13 protein-coding genes are annotated in these 15,552 nt (G+C 66.1%); 8 read left to right on the plus strand and 5 right to left on the minus strand.

Annotated features, from left to right (window positions below):
• Positions 1–204: 204 nt before the first annotated feature.
• From B2747_RS10125 to B2747_RS10140, 4 genes are all read right to left on the minus strand, one after another.
• The gene (locus B2747_RS10125) at positions 205–2,505 is read right to left on the minus strand and encodes a S9 family peptidase (RefSeq protein WP_291159980.1); all 2,301 of its coding nucleotides are present in this window, start codon (positions 2,503–2,505) and stop codon (positions 205–207) included.
• 215 nt (positions 2,506–2,720) lie between these two features.
• A complete protein-coding gene (gene ilvD / locus B2747_RS10130; RefSeq protein ID WP_291159983.1) occupies positions 2,721–4,436 on the minus strand; it encodes a dihydroxy-acid dehydratase in 1,716 nt (571 codons plus the stop codon).
• Between the two features lie 73 nt (positions 4,437–4,509).
• Positions 4,510–5,178 (minus strand): DUF1707 domain-containing protein, encoded by a 669-nt coding sequence (locus B2747_RS10135; RefSeq protein WP_291159984.1) that lies wholly within the window; start codon positions 5,176–5,178, stop codon positions 4,510–4,512.
• Positions 5,175–7,004, minus strand: a complete 1,830-nt coding sequence (locus B2747_RS10140; RefSeq protein ID WP_291159987.1) for an amidase — start codon at positions 7,002–7,004, stop codon at positions 5,175–5,177. Before B2747_RS10140 ends, B2747_RS10135 begins: the two co-directional genes overlap by 4 nt.
• Before the next feature lie 164 nt (positions 7,005–7,168).
• On the opposite strand from B2747_RS10140, the gene B2747_RS10145 reads away from it, so the two are divergent.
• The gene (locus B2747_RS10145) at positions 7,169–7,897 is read left to right on the plus strand and encodes a GntR family transcriptional regulator (RefSeq protein ID WP_291159989.1); all 729 of its coding nucleotides are present in this window, start codon (positions 7,169–7,171) and stop codon (positions 7,895–7,897) included.
• A 39-nt stretch (positions 7,898–7,936) separates the two neighbouring features.
• Here B2747_RS10145 and B2747_RS10150 read toward each other — a convergent pair whose 3' ends face one another.
• The gene (locus B2747_RS10150; protein WP_291159991.1) at positions 7,937–8,632 is read right to left on the minus strand and encodes an energy transducer TonB; all 696 of its coding nucleotides are present in this window, start codon (positions 8,630–8,632) and stop codon (positions 7,937–7,939) included.
• A gap of 161 nt (positions 8,633–8,793) precedes the next feature.
• On the opposite strand from B2747_RS10150, the gene B2747_RS10155 reads away from it, so the two are divergent.
• The 7 genes from B2747_RS10155 (at position 8,794) to B2747_RS10185 (ending at position 15,488) form a co-directional block, all read left to right on the plus strand.
• A complete protein-coding gene (locus tag B2747_RS10155; protein WP_291159994.1) occupies positions 8,794–9,252 on the plus strand; it encodes an Rrf2 family transcriptional regulator in 459 nt (152 codons plus the stop codon).
• Positions 9,253–9,393: 141 nt separating this feature from the next.
• Positions 9,394–10,086, plus strand: coding sequence for a hypothetical protein (locus B2747_RS10160; protein WP_291159997.1), 693 nt, complete (start codon positions 9,394–9,396; stop codon positions 10,084–10,086).
• Between the two features lie 9 nt (positions 10,087–10,095).
• Complete coding sequence (locus B2747_RS10165) at positions 10,096–11,283, plus strand: carboxypeptidase regulatory-like domain-containing protein (RefSeq protein WP_291160000.1); 1,188 nt, start codon at positions 10,096–10,098, stop codon at positions 11,281–11,283.
• Positions 11,284–11,355: 72 nt separating this feature from the next.
• Positions 11,356–11,766 carry a VOC family protein gene (locus B2747_RS10170; RefSeq protein ID WP_291160003.1) on the plus strand — a complete coding sequence of 137 codons (411 nt, stop codon included), beginning with the start codon at positions 11,356–11,358 and terminating at the stop codon, positions 11,764–11,766.
• Entirely contained in the window at positions 11,763–13,421 is a 1,659-nt protein-coding gene (locus B2747_RS10175) for a S8 family serine peptidase (RefSeq protein ID WP_291160006.1), read from the plus strand. Before B2747_RS10170 ends, B2747_RS10175 begins: the two co-directional genes overlap by 4 nt.
• A 77-nt stretch (positions 13,422–13,498) precedes the next feature.
• Positions 13,499–14,110 (plus strand): DUF2911 domain-containing protein, encoded by a 612-nt coding sequence (locus B2747_RS10180; RefSeq protein WP_291160008.1) that lies wholly within the window; start codon positions 13,499–13,501, stop codon positions 14,108–14,110.
• 145 nt (positions 14,111–14,255) lie between these two features.
• On the plus strand, positions 14,256–15,488 hold the full coding sequence (locus B2747_RS10185; protein WP_291160012.1) for an MFS transporter: 1,233 nt from the start codon (positions 14,256–14,258) through the stop codon (positions 15,486–15,488).
• Positions 15,489–15,552 lie beyond the last annotated feature (64 nt).

The raw sequence follows: 15,552 nt of genomic DNA on the forward strand, positions 1-15,552 counted from the left end.
GTAGACATTTTTCAGGACTAGACAGGCGGTCTGGGTTGGGGGGCTCCGACCCCGACCGCAGCCATCTCGCTGGCCGTTTCTTCCCGTGGTGCCACCTTACGCGGTTCACCTTACGCCCCACCGCTCCCACCTCACGTCTCTCGTCTCTCATCTCCGGAGATCTGAGACGAGAGGCCGAGAGATGAGAGCCGAGAGACGAGAAGCCTACATCCCTCTAATTTCCGGCTTCGTTGACGCCGGCGCCTCCAGCGTCTCCAGCACTTGCCGCCACGAGAACTTCTGGCCTTTGCCCAGCACGTAGTAATCCATCCACGCCATCTCCGACATGCTCTTCACGAGCCGATTGCGCGCGTCGGGGATCCCATGCGAATTGCCGGGATACATGAACAGCTCCGTGGGTACCCCCACACGCTTGAGTCCCATGTGCAGCTCCACACTCTGCGGACTCGGCACACGCGGGTCGCCTTCCACCACGTGAATCATGGTGGGCGTCTTCGCGTTGCGGATGTACTTGATGGGTGACTGCGTCCAGTACGCGTCGAAGTCGTCGTAGGGCAGCTTGTCACCGAGGTAGTGCTGGCGATTGCGCTGCACATCCGACTGCGCGTACATCGAAATCCAGTTCGACGTGCCCGCGCCACTCGAGATGGCCTTGAAGCGATCGGTGTGCGTGAGAATCCAATTGCTCCAGTGGCCACCGGCGCTCCAGCCCAGCACCCCCATCTTCGTGCTGTCCACCAGGCCCTGCGCAATGAGCGCATTCACGCCCGTCATGATGTCCTCGTAGCCGGGCGGGAAGTAGTTGCCTACGATGCCCGTCTTGTGCGCTTCGCCGTAGTTGGTGCTGCCCCGGTAGTTGGGCTTGAGCACCATCCAGCCCTGCCCCGCATACACCTGCGCACCATAGCCCCCGTTGAAGCTCAGCAGATCCGCCGCCGCCGGACCACCATGGATGGCCACGATGAGCGGATAGCGCTTGCCCGGGGTGTAACCCACCGGCTTGAGCAGCACACCAGCTACCGACTTGCCATCGGTGGACGTCCAGGTCACTTCGCTCTCTTCACCGAGTGCAAGCTGCTCGTTCACCCAGGCGTTGGGCGCCGTCAGGGGTGTCCACGCTGCACGTTTGGGCAACTCCGCCACCGAAGTCACCACGTAGTGCGACGACGGCGTGGCCGGATCCTGATACGACAGCACAAGGCGCTTGGTGGTCTCATCCTGCGACACGTTCAGCACGCCCTGCACGTTCGTGACCGGCTTCACGCGACCACTGGCCACATCCATTGCAAAGAGCTGCTGTGTGGCCCGCCAACCTTCGTTGAAGTAAATCGTGCGGCCGTCGGCGCTCCAGAATGACACCGACACATCGCCATCGAGATCACCCAGCTTGCGCAGCGCACCACCGTTGGCCGCCACCTCACGCAGATACACCCGCCGATTCTTCATCGTGTAGCGTGTAAGATCATCGGGCGCCGAAAACGCCAACCACTTCGAGTCGGGCGAAAAGCTCAGGCCCGACTCGCTCACCTCGTCGTTCTGCGTCAGGCGCTCCACCCGCCCATCCTGCCGGTCGAGCAGATAGACATCCGCGTAGATGCCCTCTTCGGTGATGTTCCGCTTGTAGCGATCGTAGGGCGTGGCCGTGAAGCCCACATGGCGGCTGTCGGGTGACAGCGTGAAGTTGGTGACCGCCAACTGTGCGTCGCGCGTGAGTCGCGTGGCCGCCGGTGGCGCGCCAGATGGCGAGGAGGCCGACGGCATCGGCACGGTATACAGGGACACCGAAGGGGTTTCCGCATTGCGCACGTTCACCGTGAAGCGCGCCTCGCGCCGCTTGCGCTCCTCCGTGTCGACGGTGTCGGATGACAGAAACACGATCGACTTGCCGTCTGGCGCGATGCGCCATGTGTCCACGCCGGCGGCCTGCTTGGTGAGCGCAATGGCACTCAGCGAGTCAGCCGGCTTGCCGCTGCTCACCGCTGACGAGGCCAGGGCATACAGCTGCTCCTCACCCGACTTGCCGCTGCGATACACCAGCCATGAACCGTCCTTCGAGAAGGCATAGGTACTCACGCCTTCCCGCGCGGCCGTGATGCGCCGGGCTTCGCCGCCATCCGGCGACATGACGTAGAGCTGCTGCTGATTGGCCGCACTGGCCGGCGCTTCACGATTGGAGGCAAACACGAACCAGCCGCCCGTTGGCGACCACTGCGGATTGCTCTCGTTTTTGCCCGTGGTGTAGGTCAGTTGACGCGTAGCCGACACTCCGCGATCGGTGGGCACGAGATACAAGTCGGACTGCGTCGTCGCCGCCTTCCAGTCGGGTGTGGTGAGCGCATAGATCGCCAGGCGTCCGTCCGGCGACAGCGCCGGCGTGGACGCCGAGCGCAGATGCTGTGCGTCCAGCCAGGTCATGGGGCGTTTGGCGCTCTGCGCGACGAGCGCGGACGGGAGGGCCAGGAACAACACACTGGCGGCGCGGCGGGGGGAAAGGAGACGAGGCATGGGAAATCATGCTACCGAATTCCACCCAATGCAATTGAACGGCGATCGCCACCCACTGCCATGCGCTACGCGCCCTGCGATATGGGTGCGAGTGGTTCATCAGCAGAACCTCGCGATCCACAACCTTCGGATCGCGCGATACCGCCACATACACCACCCACACGCAAAACCCACCACCCACGGCCCAGAACAGTGGATCGCCGGCCGCAGTTCAATTACCCCATCCCATCCCCATACACGCCCTTCTCCCCCGCCCCACCCGGATGCACCACCGCCCCATACCGCGCCGGGCCAACCGCCTGCGCATAACGCCACAACGCCCCGCTCCCATACGCAGGCTCGGGCGCCGTCCACTCCGCCCGCCGCGCCGCCAGCTCCTCCTCACTCAGCTCCACGTCCAAGGTGCCGGCTTCGGCATCGATCACCACCACGTCGCCATCACGCAGCAGACCGATCGGCCCACCCACCGCCGCCTCCGGCCCGACATGACCAATGCACAACCCCCGCGTGGCTCCGGAGAATCGGCCATCGGTAATGAGCGCCACCTGCTCGCCCAGCCCCTGTCCGTAAATGGCGCTCGTCGTACTCAGCATCTCGCGCATGCCCGGTCCGCCTCTGGGCCCTTCGTAACGAATGACCAGCACATCGCCCGGCGCATACGCACGCGCCATGACGGCCGCAAAGCACGCGTCCTCGCTGTCGAACACCCGCGCCGGTCCACGAAACGTGAGCTGCTTCATGCCCGCCACCTTCACCACCGCACCGTCGGGCGCGAGGTTGCCGCGCAATCCCACCAGACCACCCGTTGGCGAGAGCGGCGCCGACACGGGCACCACAACCTTCTGATTGTCCGGCAGTCGCACGTCCTCGAGATTTTCCGCCAGCGTGCGACCCGTCACCGTGAGACAGTCGCCGTGCAGGAATCCGCCGTCGAGCAAGACCTTGAGGATGATCGACACGCCACCAATGTCGTGCACGTCCTTCGCCAGATACTTCCCGCCCGGCTTGAGATCGGCAATGAGCGGCGTGCGCTTGAAGACTTCCGCCACATCGAAGAGATCGAAGGCAATGCCGGCCTCGTGGGCCATGGCCGGCAGATGCAGCGTGGCATTGGTGGAGCCACCAGTCGCCGCCACCACGGCCGCCGCGTTTTCGAGCGCGCGGCGCGTGACAATGCGACGCGGCCGCAGCCCGTCGCGCACGAGTTGCATGACCACTTCACCCGAGCGCTCGGCATAGGCATCGCGTGATTCCCAGGCGGCCGGCGGACTGGCGGAGCCGGGCAGCGCGAGTCCCAGCGCTTCCGACACATACGCCATGCTGTTGGCCGTGTACTGACCGCCGCAGGACCCGGCACCCGGACACGCTACCTTCTCGAGCGCCGTCAGTTCGTCCAGTGACACACGACCTGCCGCGTAGCCACCCACCGCCTCGAACACATCGAGCACCGTCACGTCGCGCTCCTGATAGCGGCCCGGCAGAATGGAGCCGCCATACAGAAACACGCTCGGCACGTCGAGCCGCAGCATGGCCATCATGAGCCCAGGCAGCGTCTTGTCGCAGCCGGCAATGCCCACCAGCGCGTCGTAACAATGCCCACGCACCGTGAGCTCGATGCTGTCGGCAATGACCTCGCGACTAGGCAGCGAGGCCTTCATGCCCGCATGTCCCATGGCAATGCCGTCGGTCACCGTGATGGTCGTGAACTCGCGCGGCGTACCGCCGGCCGCCATCACACCACGCTTGGCCGCTTCGGCCTGACGCTTGAGCGCGATGTTGCAGGGCGCCGCCTCGTTCCAACTGGACACCACACCCACCAGCGGCTGCGCAATCTGCTCCGCCGTGAGTCCCATGGCGTAGTAGAACGCACGATGCGGGGCGCGCTCAGGGCCGGACGTGGCGTGCCGGCTGGGCAGGTGTTCCTTGTTCATCGGGACGGTGGGAAGAGTGAAGACGACGACTCGCTGAGTCTACGCAGCGTCCCGCGTTTCTGCTCAATACTTCTCAGCGTGGCGGCCGCCAGGCCTCGGCGCGACCCACCGCCTCCACGAATTTGCGCTCACTCTTGCGCTCGGGCGGGCCATGTTTGATGTCGAGGCCACCCATCACGGCCGTGCCGTCAATGCGTACGACGGGTGCGTCATCCAGCGGCTGCATGCGTCCCGCGTCATGCTCCACGCCGCCCAGAAAGGCCGTGCCCACCAACTCGACGCGCACGCCTTCGGGCAAAATGAGATCGACCCCACCCATGAAGGCCGTGACATCGATGCGCGTCACGCCGCGTCCAAAGCGCGCCTTGGAGAGATCGAGTTCTCCGCCACCCGCCACGGCCCAGGCCTTGAGATGACGCGGCACGATGTACTCGCCCTTCACCCCAAATCCGCCCATGGCCGCAATGAGCAGCGCACGCGCGGGCACCTGCTCGTCCGGGGCATCCACGCGCTGCACGTCGTCGAGTGAATGGCCCGGACGTGACGGGTCGGCCAGCAGCGACGCCAGGTCCTGGGTCGTCTGCACTCGAAACACATGCGCCAGTCGCGCATCCAGCTCCTCCACACTGAGCTGGTCGTTCGCGTAGGCGGTGGCCAGTGCGGCCACCGCGCGCTCGCGCATGCGTTCGTTGACCGCCACCATGGCCATCGGTGGCGCGCCGCCCCAGGCCCCGTTGCTCACAACGCCGGACGACGGGAATGGAAGTCCGTGACTTTCTGGAACTGGTGACCCAGCGACAGGATCAGATCGTCGTTGTACAGATTGCCCGTGATGACCGCGCAGATGGGCTGCGCCTTGTAGGTGGGTGCCGGTGTGCTGTCGTTCGCGCGCGGCGCGCCACCGAATTGCGGCACGTCAAACTTGTACGGCAGCACCGCGCAGGGATGCCCCGTCTGCGCATTCGGTGCGATGTCGGCGTTGGGCGACGCGATGAACGCATCAAGATCCTTCATGAACGTGCCCCAGGCCTGCACGAGCATGAGACGTCGCCGCTGGTTGTTCACGAAGTCGAAGGCACGAATGGTGCGGCCTCCCACAAAGCGCGGATTCCAGTCGGCCGGCGCCATGGGGTTGGGCTGCCCCTGCTCCACACCCGCCGGACGCGCCGGCGGCGTATTGCCAAAGGGCGCGTTGTTGTTGGCGCGCTCGGGCATCGCGTTGAGATCGAGCCCGAACTCCTTGGCCTTGCGCTGCACATAGCTGTCAAACGCCGCGGCGTACTCCACGTTGAGCCCCCCACCCGCCATGCCCGCCACCGTGGGACGCGCGCCAATGTCGCGTGGCTTGAGCCCAAGTGCCTTGAGCCGGTCCACGAGTTCCTTGGGCGCGTTGGCGTCCACGCCAACCCGCAGGCCCGCAAGCGGCAGCGCCCGGTTGAATCGGAATGGCGTCGTGACCGTGGACGGATCCTTCTCATCCACGCCATGCAGCACGCTGAACACCATCGCGCAGTCTTCGAGCGTGCGGCACATGGGCCCTACACGATCCTGTGACCAGGACAACACCATGCCGCCGTGCCGACTCACCCGACCGTACGTGGGGCGCAGTGCGCTGATGCCGTTGCGAATGGCCGGCGACACAATCGACCCCTGGGTCTCCGTGCCAATGGAGAATGCCACCAGTCCCGCCGCCGTGGCCGAACCGGGACCAGCGGACGAGCCACTCGATCCGATGTTGGTGTTCCACGGATTGTTGGTGCGGCCGCCGTACCACCAGTCGTTCTGCGCGAACAAGCCGGTCGACAGTTTGGCCAGCAGCACCGCGCCCGCTTCACGCAGACGCACGACAATCTCCGCATCGTAGTCGTAGGCCTGATCCTTGAAGTCGGCCGAGCCCCATGAGGTCGGGGCGTTCTTCGTCGCAAACAGATCCTTGAGACCATACGGCACACCGTGCAGCGGCCCGCGATACTTGCCGGCACGCAACTCCGCGTCCATCGCATCGGCCTCGGCGCGCGCCGACTCCTTCATGAGCGTCACCACGCAATTGAGCGTGGGGTTATAGCGCTCGAGTCGCTCGATGTAGATGTCAGTAATGCGACGCGACGTGAGCCGGCGCGCGCGAATGAGCGCCGCAATGCGATGCGCAGGCAGGAAGGCCAGCGTTTCCGGATCGGTGGGCACCGCCCCCACCCACGGCTCAATGACATGCGTGCTGCGCGTGAACGCGGTAGCGCCGCGCTCACGCAGCAGCTTGGCCATCAGCGCACCGGTCCCCGCGGGATACGGCATGAACTGCAACGCCGGCGCCTCGCCGTTGCCCAGCGGCACAGCCGTCTGCTGCTGCTGTGCGGGGGGCTGCATGGTCTGCCACACGCCAGCGGCGGAGTCGAGATAGTGCTGCGGGGTCTCAGCCCCCAGCGATCGGGCACCAAACATGCCGGCGGCTGCGGCAACCAGGGAACGGAACATGAACTCCCGTCGTGGCAGGCCGTTCACGCTGTCGTCGAGGTCCATGGCCAGCAACTCGGCTTCGGCCTGATCCAGTATCTCGAGAGGGGATTCCACGCAGGAGGCTCCGTCGGCGGGGGAAAGGGGCGGGAGGACGCCGGCCCGATTCGGACGCTACGCGTCCGGGGCGGCGCTGGTGTCAATATCTCCTCGCGTCCGCCGCATCGGGAGACGGCACGGCCCCTTGGGCAGCACGTGGTGAACGCGGTAGCTTTCCCCCCATGCCCCGCTCCAACTCCCAATCGGCGCTCTTCGATGGCACCCCGCTGTCGCGCGCCAATGTCTATGACCGCCTGCGCGACCTGGTCGTGCGCGGCGAGCTCGCGCCATCAACTCGACTCACCGAGCCTATGGTAGCCGAGCGACTGGGCATCAGCCGGACCCCGGCGCGTCAGGCCATGCATCGTCTGCAACTCGAGGGACTGCTCGTACCCGACGGCGGCGGTGAGCGCCCGCGGGTGGCCGTCGCGCCCCTCGATGCCGATGAGGCCACGGAAGTGTATCGCACCACCGGCATGCTGGAGAGCGCGTCGGCGCGCGCAGTGACCGGCCTGCCAACCGGTCAGCGTCAGCGACTCGCCGAGAGCATGGCCGCCTTCGACGAAGCCTTTCGCAAGGAAGCCGCAAAGTCACGCCCTGACCCGACTCGACTTTTTGCCAATCACCACGGCTTTCACCACGCGTTGGTGCAGGCCTGCGCGAGTGCCGTCACGCGCATGTTGCTGACCACGTTGTTTCCGCGGCGCGCACGTTACGAATGGTTCCATGGTCCCTTGGCGCGCACGGCCGGTCAGTCGTTCACCGACACCTACCGTGAGCACGACGCCATCGTGGAGGCCGTCGCCTCTGGGACGGCCACGCAGGTTGAGCGCGCCGTGCGTCACAACTGGGACGAGGCGGCAGAGCGCCTGGCGGCCGCCATTCGCTTCGACGCGGCTCACCGCGAGTAGCGCGCGCGACGCCTGTCCCGGTCGCGACGACCCGCGCGGCTACTGCCCCTGCGGCGGGCGAATGCGAAACGCGAAGGCCTGCTCCACCAACTGCGAAACGCGACGGCCGGAGTACACGGCCGGTCGGTACTTCATGTGCGGCAGCGCCGCCTTCACCGCACGCACGAAGAGCGGATCCGCCTTGTCGATGGTCTTGAAGGTGAGCGTATCGGCGTAGCCCGTGCTGTCCACGATGAAGCGCGCATAGACCACGCCCTCCACACCGGCCTTGAGCAGATCGGCCGGATACTGCGGCCCCTCAGCCGTCGGATCGAGCGCCGCCGTGCTGTCCACCTCGATCTCACTCATGGCCCGCTCGGACTCCACGGCCTCCTGCGGCGGCAATTCACTCTCGCTTGGCGCTCCCCCCGAGGTGTTCACCGACACCGGGCGCGTCCCGTCATCCACCGGCGGCTCGCTTTCCCCGCTCTGCGATTCGAACGGCCCACCCAAGCCCACCCAGTTGAGGCGCTCCTCGGCTGGCGGCGGTGCATACTCCTTGAGCGGCGCCAGAAAACTCACGTGCTCGTCGCTGGGCAGCGGCGTGAACTTCCGCTCCAGATTGCCGCCCACGGCAAAAGCGGCCAACAACAGCAACTCCACACCGAAGCCAAGACCCGGTTTGGCCAAGGCGTGTCGCCAGCTCAGGTGGCGATCAGATTCGGTGAGGGAAATTCGTGCGCGGCGCGTTGGCATGCGGACCTCCATCCAGGTGGCCCAAACTAGGGAGGATAGGGCGCTCCTATCCATCATTCAGCCGCGAATGGCCGATGCGCAAGGCCCAGTGGTCGATTGCGGGGGACGAGAGGCGCCGGAGATGGCTTGTCGAATGCCACAACTCTGGTTACGTATACAATATGAATTCCCGTTTGACCGTCGCCGCGCACGTGCTGGGCATGATTGCCTTCTGCGAGCGTGAAGAAGGCCGAGGTGTCACGTCGGAGGAGCTCGCCGAGAGTGTGGGCACCAATGCCGTGGTCGTGCGTCGCGTTCTGTCGCAACTCAAGCAGGCTGGCCTCATCGATAGTCGGCGCGGTGCCGGGGGCGGATCGGTGCTTGCGCGCCCGGCGTCGGAGATCACGCTGCGCATGGTGCACGAGGCCGTGCAGGATGACTGCGCCGAATTCATCGGCCGTCACGCCTCCGCCGTGGGTCAGGAGTGTCAGGTGGCGCCTGTCATTGCCTCCTACCTCGACGAGCTCTATCGCGAGGCCGAAGAGGCCCTGCGCGCCACCCTGGCGCGGGTCACCATCGAGCAGATGTCCCTCGACGTGATGCAGCGCCTGCGCTCGCGGCACGGCTCACAGGTCGCCTGAACCAATTCCCCGTGTGAACGATCGCGCGGCGCTGTGTCTTTATTTGTAACAAAGAGTGGTACGTACCAAACCCAACAGCTGCTCCGCAACGGCCATGCCGAAACCGCCTTTCCGCATCGCGATTCTGCAACCGCTATTCCCATGCTGACCAACTCGCCATGCAGGACGCCGTCGTGGCGGCACCACGTCATCAATGCGCTGGTGGCTCTGCCGTTCGCCCTGCTGCTGGCGTCCACCCCCGCCTGGGCACGGCAACCCCTGCCGACCGCGCCCGTGCCCGCGCCGCTGCACGCGCTGCCACGCATGACCGAGCAGGTTTCGCTCACCATTCTCGGCAGCAACCGACTGGCCGGGGTACAGCGCGGACCGTCGGCGGTATCGGCCACGCTCGAAGCACTCTGCGCCGATACCCGAAGCCTGCCCCATCGCTTCGCGCTCGACGGCGACACGGAGCTCTGGCTGTCATCCACGTCTGCCGGTCCCGTCATGCTGCGTGTGCGCTACGACAGCGTCCGCCAACTGGATCGGCTCGATGTCGTGCCGCATGATCAGGACGCCTTCGACCGGCAGTTTGCCAGCGACCTCGGTGTCAGGCGCAGTTCACTGGCCACGGCGCGCAATCGCCGCACCGTGCTCGCGCTGCACGCTGGCAGCACGCCGCTTCGGGCAGTGGGCGCCACCGTGCAGGACGCATGGGTGGTCATTGCGGAGCGCGCCGAGGCACCGCCGCTGCTGGTGTACTACCGTTTTGACCACAGCGGTCGGGTGACGGAGACCCGTCAGCTGCGCGCTGCACCGATCACACAGATTGCGCTCCTACTGGACAATCCGTAGTATGAGGACATGCCTTTCCGTGCTCTGGCCGTCATTGTCGCGCTGCTGATCGGCGCCCCAGGTCTTTCCACTCCCGACTGGCTGGCCGCTCACGGGCCTGTTGCAGAGGCGCAAGCGACGCGCGGCTCGCTGAGCGGTGTCGTGCGTTCGGGACCGGCGCGTGTCGGACTGCCGTACGTCGTGGTCAGCATCCCGAGCCTCGGCATCGAACGCTTCAGCGGCGCCAACGGCGTGTATCAGCTGCTCAATGTGCCGACGGGTGAGCACGAGTTGCTCGTACGGCGCATTGGCTTTGTGCCAAGGCGCTTCAGCATACGCATTGAGCCTGGTCAACGCACCACACTCGACATTGACCTCGAGCAGGTGCCGGTGCGTCTGGCCGGCATGACGGTCACGCCCGTGCAGCCGTGCAAAAGTCCGGGCGTGCCCGACTCGTTGCGCTCGCCGGAGGTGTGGCAACTCGTGGCGACGCTGCGCGAGAATGCGGCCGCGTATCGCGTGCTGGTCACCAACTATCCGTTTGCCTACGTGCAGGCGCGCGCTTTCGGCGGCATCGGCGACACCATGGCCGTGCTGCAGACCATCGACTCCATCGCCGTTCCCGGTACCGCCGAGGTGTCATACCGGCCAGGCCGCATCGTGACCACGGTAACGGTGAACAGCCGGCGCGAAACCATCATGCGCATTCCCACCATTGTGGAGTTGGCAGACAAGCAGTTCCTCGCCAATCACTGCTTCAGCTATGGCGGCACGGAACAGGTGGGCGATGCCACCTGGTATCGGCTCGACATGCGGGCGGCCGACAAACTGCGCTCACCCGACGTGCACGGCGCCGTGTACCTCGACAGCGCCACCTCGCAGCTCCGTCGGCTTGATCTCGAACTCAGTCGACCCGACCGACTCCCTTCGCAGTTTCGCGGCGTGCTCACCGTGCGGGCCATCACGACGTTTGTGCAGATCGCGCCCGGACTCGGCATCATCGACGGACTCTGTGCCGTGAATTGGCTCAAGCCCCCGCGTGGTGGCGCCGTGCGCTCGGCCAACGTGGGCCATCCAATCGAGCTGCAGCAGTCGGTGGCCTATCAGTTCAAGGTGCCCCCGCCCGATGTCGCACTGGTGGGGACGCGACCCACCCCGGGCTGGGCGCGTGGACAGGCGCTGAGCCGCCAGGGCCTCAGCTGCGCCGCCGAGCCATAGGCTCGCCACCTGGCGGGTGCACTGGCGGGTGCAGGCATTGCCCCGCGGCTCGGGACGCGGCAGACTCCCTGCATGACGACACCTCCGCCTCCCCTGCCCGGCCGCATTGGCTGGGTTGACCTCACGGTGGCGGACGCGCCCACCGTGCGCGACTTCTACGCCGCCGTTGCCGGTTGGACACCCCAGGCCCTCTCCATGGGCGACTACGACGACTACGTCATGCTCGCTCCCGATGGAACGCCGCACGCCGGTGTCTGTCACGCCCGCGGTGGCAACGCAGGGCTCCCGGCGCAGTGGCTGGTGTACATCACCGTCACCGATCTGACGCAGCGCCTGCATGAGGTCACCGCCCGCGGTGGGCAGGTGCTGTCCGGACCGCGCAATGCCGGCCCGTCCGGTCGCTTTGCCGTCATTCAGGATCCGGCCGGCGCTGTGTGCGCGCTGTTCGAGGCCGCGTCCGCTCCTTCAAGCTCCGACGCATGACCCGTTTGCCTGCTCTGCTTCGTTTGACGCCTGCGCTGCTTTTGCTCGTGGGCTGTGCGCGCGCCGGCGCGCCTACCAATCCGGCACCGCAGCCCGTGGTGCGCGAACCCATTGCCGTGACGCCGGCCCCGCCGCCCGCCACTGCCCTGCCCGACACGGCGCGCAGCGACTGGCACCGGCTGTCGCTTGAAACCGATGGGGTGCTGGGCGTGGGCTCCGAACGGGCACTGCGCGAACTCCTCGCCAATCGTCGCCCGCAGCGCGAGGTCATCGTGGCCGTCATCGACGGCGGTGTCGATACGGCGCACACGGCCCTCGCGCCGGTCATGTGGCGCAACGCCCGAGAAGTCGCCGGCAACAATCGCGACGACGACGGCAATGGCTACGTCGACGACGTGTTCGGCTGGAACTTCATGGCACAGCCTGATGGCAAGGCCGTGCATCACGAGACCTTCGAGCTCACACGGCTCTACGCGAGTTGCCGCAACCAGCCGGCCGGTCAGGGCATTGTGCGTCCGCCGGCACTGAGCTGCGATTCCCTGCAACGTGCGTACAGCAGCAAGGCCGAAGAAATCACCGGCACGCTGCGGCAGATCGAAAACATCCAGCGCACGCTCACGCAGGTGGAGACGGCGTTGGCGGCGGCGGCCAACGGCGGCGGCCTCACACGTGCGAAGGTGGAAGCCTTCACGCCGGGCAATGCCACGCAGGAACAGGCCAAGCGCATGTGGCTGCAGCTCGACGCCGCCGGTCTGGGCGCCGAGTCACTGGCCGATGCCAGGAAGGCCTACGACGCACAGGCCAAGTATGGTCTCGACACCGCGTACTATCCGCGCGCGGCCGCCTCGGTCAATGGTACGCGCGATGTGACCGGTCCTGATGCCTCACATGGCACGCACGTGGCGGGCATCATTGGTGCGGTACGTGGCGCGAGTGGCGCCACGCCGCAGGCCGCCGTACAGGGCATCAGCCCCAACGTGCGCATCATGGGTCTGCGTGCGGTGCCCGATGGTGACGAGCGTGATGCCGACGTGGCGCGCGCCATTCGCTATGCCGTCGATCACGGCGCGCACATCATCAACATGAGCTTCGGCAAGGCGTACTCGCCGGGCAAGGCCGTGGTGGACAGCGCGGTGCGCTACGCCGCCGACAAGGGTGTGCTGCTCGTGCACGCCGCCGGTAACGATGGCGAAAACAACGATGTGGTGCCCAGCTATCCCACCAGCGTGCTCGACAACGGCAGTCGTGTGGGCAACTGGCTGGAGGTGGGCGCGAGTTCGTGGAAGGGCGAAGACAAGCTGGTCACTGGCTTCTCCAACTACGGCCGCACCATGGTCGATCTCTTCGCTCCGGGCGAGGACATTCTGAGCACTGCTCCTGGCGGCGGCTACAAGCGCGAGAGTGGCACCAGCATGGCGGCGCCTGTGGTGTCGGGTGTGGCGGCGTTGCTGCTGTCATATTTTCCCACGCTCACGCCGGCCGACGCGCGCGAGATCATCGTGCAGTCAGTGCGCACCTTTCCCACGCTCAAGGTCATGCTGCCCAACGGCCCGTCGCAGGCGGTACCGTTTTCGGCACTGTCCCGCACCGGCGGTCTGGTGGACGCGTACAACGCCGTGAAGCTGGCGTTGCAGCGTGAGGCCATCCGGCCGTAACCTCGGCGGCATCGACTGGTATCACGGTTCCTGCATCACGGCGTTTGCTGAATCACACACAACTCTTCCCCATCGTCATGACTCGTTTCGCTCTTGCTTCTGCTGCGCTGCTGCTGGCCGTGGCCACGCCCCTCAGCGTATCGTCGCTCCACGCCCAGGCCGCCGGTGCACGCCGCGCTGCGCCCAGCACCCGCGCCTCGGCCACCGTTGAACTCACCTTCGCCGACACTGCCGCGCAGCGCGCCGCCGGCAAGCCCGCGCGCATTCATCTGGATTACGGCCAGCCGCATCTGCGCGGCCGCACCCTGCATCAGGGCGACCTCGTGCCCTTTGATCAGGTGTGGCGACTCGGGGCCAACGCCGCCACGCTGCTCACCACGGATGTGGATCTGACCATGGGCGGCCAGGTTGTGCCCGCGGGCCGCTATGTCGTGCAGGCCCTGCCCACGCGCAGCGGCTGGACGCTCATACTGCAGAAGGAGACCAGTGGCGCGGCGCAGGTCATGCCCACGCGCTACGAGCAGAGCAAGGACGCGGCGCGCATTCCGCTCAAGGCCTCCACACTGAGCACGCCGGTGGAGAGTTTCACCATGGCCCTCGTGCCCTCCACCGCGCCGGGCGCGCAGACCGGTGTGCTGACCGTGCAGTGGGGCACCGTGCAGTTGCAGACGGACTGGGTGGTACGCTAACGGTCTTGCCCGTGGGTTGAACGGACCACCACGGATTGCACGGACAACAAAGGAAACCACAGGATGACATCATGCTGCATGATCATCCTGTGGTTTCTTTGTTTGTCCGCGGCATCCGTGGTAATCAATTCGACGGTGAGGATTCATGACGCCTGACCACCAGACCGACAGAGCGACCGGGCTGCGAACGCTGCCGAAGGGTGTGTGGGTGCTGGGCTTCGTCAGCCTGCTCACCGACATCTCCTCGGAGATGGTGCACAGCCTCCTGCCCCTGTTTCTCGTGGGGGTGTTGGGCAGCAGCGCCACCCTGGTAGGCGTGCTCGAAGGTATGGCCGAAGGAACAGCGCTTGTTGTGCGCGTGTTCTCGGGAACGCTCAGCGACCGCTGGGGCCGGCGCAAAGCGCCTGCCGAGCTGGGCTATGGTCTGGGCGCACTGGCCAAGCCCGTGTTTGCGCTCGCGACATCCGCCTCGTTGGTGTTTGGCGCGCGCATCATGGATCGCATTGGCAAGGGCATTCGCGGCGCGCCACGCGACGCCCTTGTGGCCGATCTTACCCCACCGCCGCAGCGTGGTGCCGCCTTTGGTCTCCGGCAATCGCTCGACACGGTGGGCGCGCTGCTTGGCCCGGGAGTGGCCGTGCTGCTGATGTGGCTCTGGCACGACGACATTCGCCTTGTGTTTCGTGTGGCCGTCATCCCCGCCGTACTGGCCGTACTACTGCTGATTCTTGGTGTGAGGGAAACGGCCGCACCAGTCGCCAAGCAGACAGCGACGCCTGCGCGGCGCTGGCGTGCCCTGCCCGACTTGCCACCCGCGTACTGGTGGGTGGTTGGCATTGGCGCCCTGTTCATGTTGGCGCGCTTCAGTGAGGCGTTTCTGGTGCTGCGCGCCGAGCAGAGCGGCCTGCCCGTTCGCTATGCACCGCTGGCCATGGTGGTCATGAACGTCGTCTACGCGGCCTCGGCCTACCCCTTTGGCGCACTGTCGGATCGATGGAGTCACCGGCGTTTGCTGGCCCTTGGTCTCGTGATGCTGCTGCTAGCCGACCTGGCGCTGGCCACGGCGGCCCGCGGTGTGCCCGTGGTGTTTCTGGGCCTCGCGCTCTGGGGCATGCATCTGGGCATCACGCAGGGCCTGCTGTCGGTGATGATCGCACGTAGCGCGCCGGCGCATCTGCGTGGTACGGCCTTTGGCGTGTTCGGTCTCGTGAGCGGTGTAGCCGTGCTGCTCGCCAGCATGGTGGCGGGCGTGTTGTGGGACCGTTTCGGTGCAGCCACCACGTTTCTTGGTGGTGCGGCGATGGCGGTCCTTGCGCTTGCGGTGCTCTTGTTCGCCCCAGCCGGTGTGTTTGTCGATACGAATGCCAACCGCAACTGATTATCACGGACTACCACGAATCGAAGCGGAAACGCCAGGATTCTTTGCTGTTCATCCACGCTGT

Origin of the sequence: Gemmatimonas sp. UBA7669 (assembly GCF_002483225.1) — a bacterium.
GTDB lineage: Bacteria > Gemmatimonadota > Gemmatimonadetes > Gemmatimonadales > Gemmatimonadaceae > Gemmatimonas.

Excerpts from the sequence above, each read along its gene's own strand:
- B2747_RS10125 (WP_291159980.1), bottom strand. The coding sequence starts at position 2,505 with ATGCCTCGTCTCCTTTCCCCCCGCCGCGCCGCCAGTGTGTTGTTCCTG.
- ilvD (WP_291159983.1), bottom strand. The coding sequence starts at position 4,436 with ATGAACAAGGAACACCTGCCCAGCCGGCACGCCACGTCCGGCCCTGAG.
- B2747_RS10145 (WP_291159989.1), top strand. The coding sequence starts at position 7,169 with ATGCCCCGCTCCAACTCCCAATCGGCGCTCTTCGATGGCACCCCGCTG.
- B2747_RS10150 (WP_291159991.1), bottom strand. The coding sequence starts at position 8,632 with ATGCCAACGCGCCGCGCACGAATTTCCCTCACCGAATCTGATCGCCAC.
- B2747_RS10155 (WP_291159994.1), top strand. The coding sequence starts at position 8,794 with ATGAATTCCCGTTTGACCGTCGCCGCGCACGTGCTGGGCATGATTGCC.
- B2747_RS10160 (WP_291159997.1), top strand. The coding sequence starts at position 9,394 with ATGCTGACCAACTCGCCATGCAGGACGCCGTCGTGGCGGCACCACGTC.
- B2747_RS10165 (WP_291160000.1), top strand. The coding sequence starts at position 10,096 with ATGCCTTTCCGTGCTCTGGCCGTCATTGTCGCGCTGCTGATCGGCGCC.
- B2747_RS10170 (WP_291160003.1), top strand. The coding sequence starts at position 11,356 with ATGACGACACCTCCGCCTCCCCTGCCCGGCCGCATTGGCTGGGTTGAC.
- B2747_RS10175 (WP_291160006.1), top strand. The coding sequence starts at position 11,763 with ATGACCCGTTTGCCTGCTCTGCTTCGTTTGACGCCTGCGCTGCTTTTG.
- B2747_RS10180 (WP_291160008.1), top strand. The coding sequence starts at position 13,499 with ATGACTCGTTTCGCTCTTGCTTCTGCTGCGCTGCTGCTGGCCGTGGCC.
- B2747_RS10185 (WP_291160012.1), top strand. The coding sequence starts at position 14,256 with ATGACGCCTGACCACCAGACCGACAGAGCGACCGGGCTGCGAACGCTG.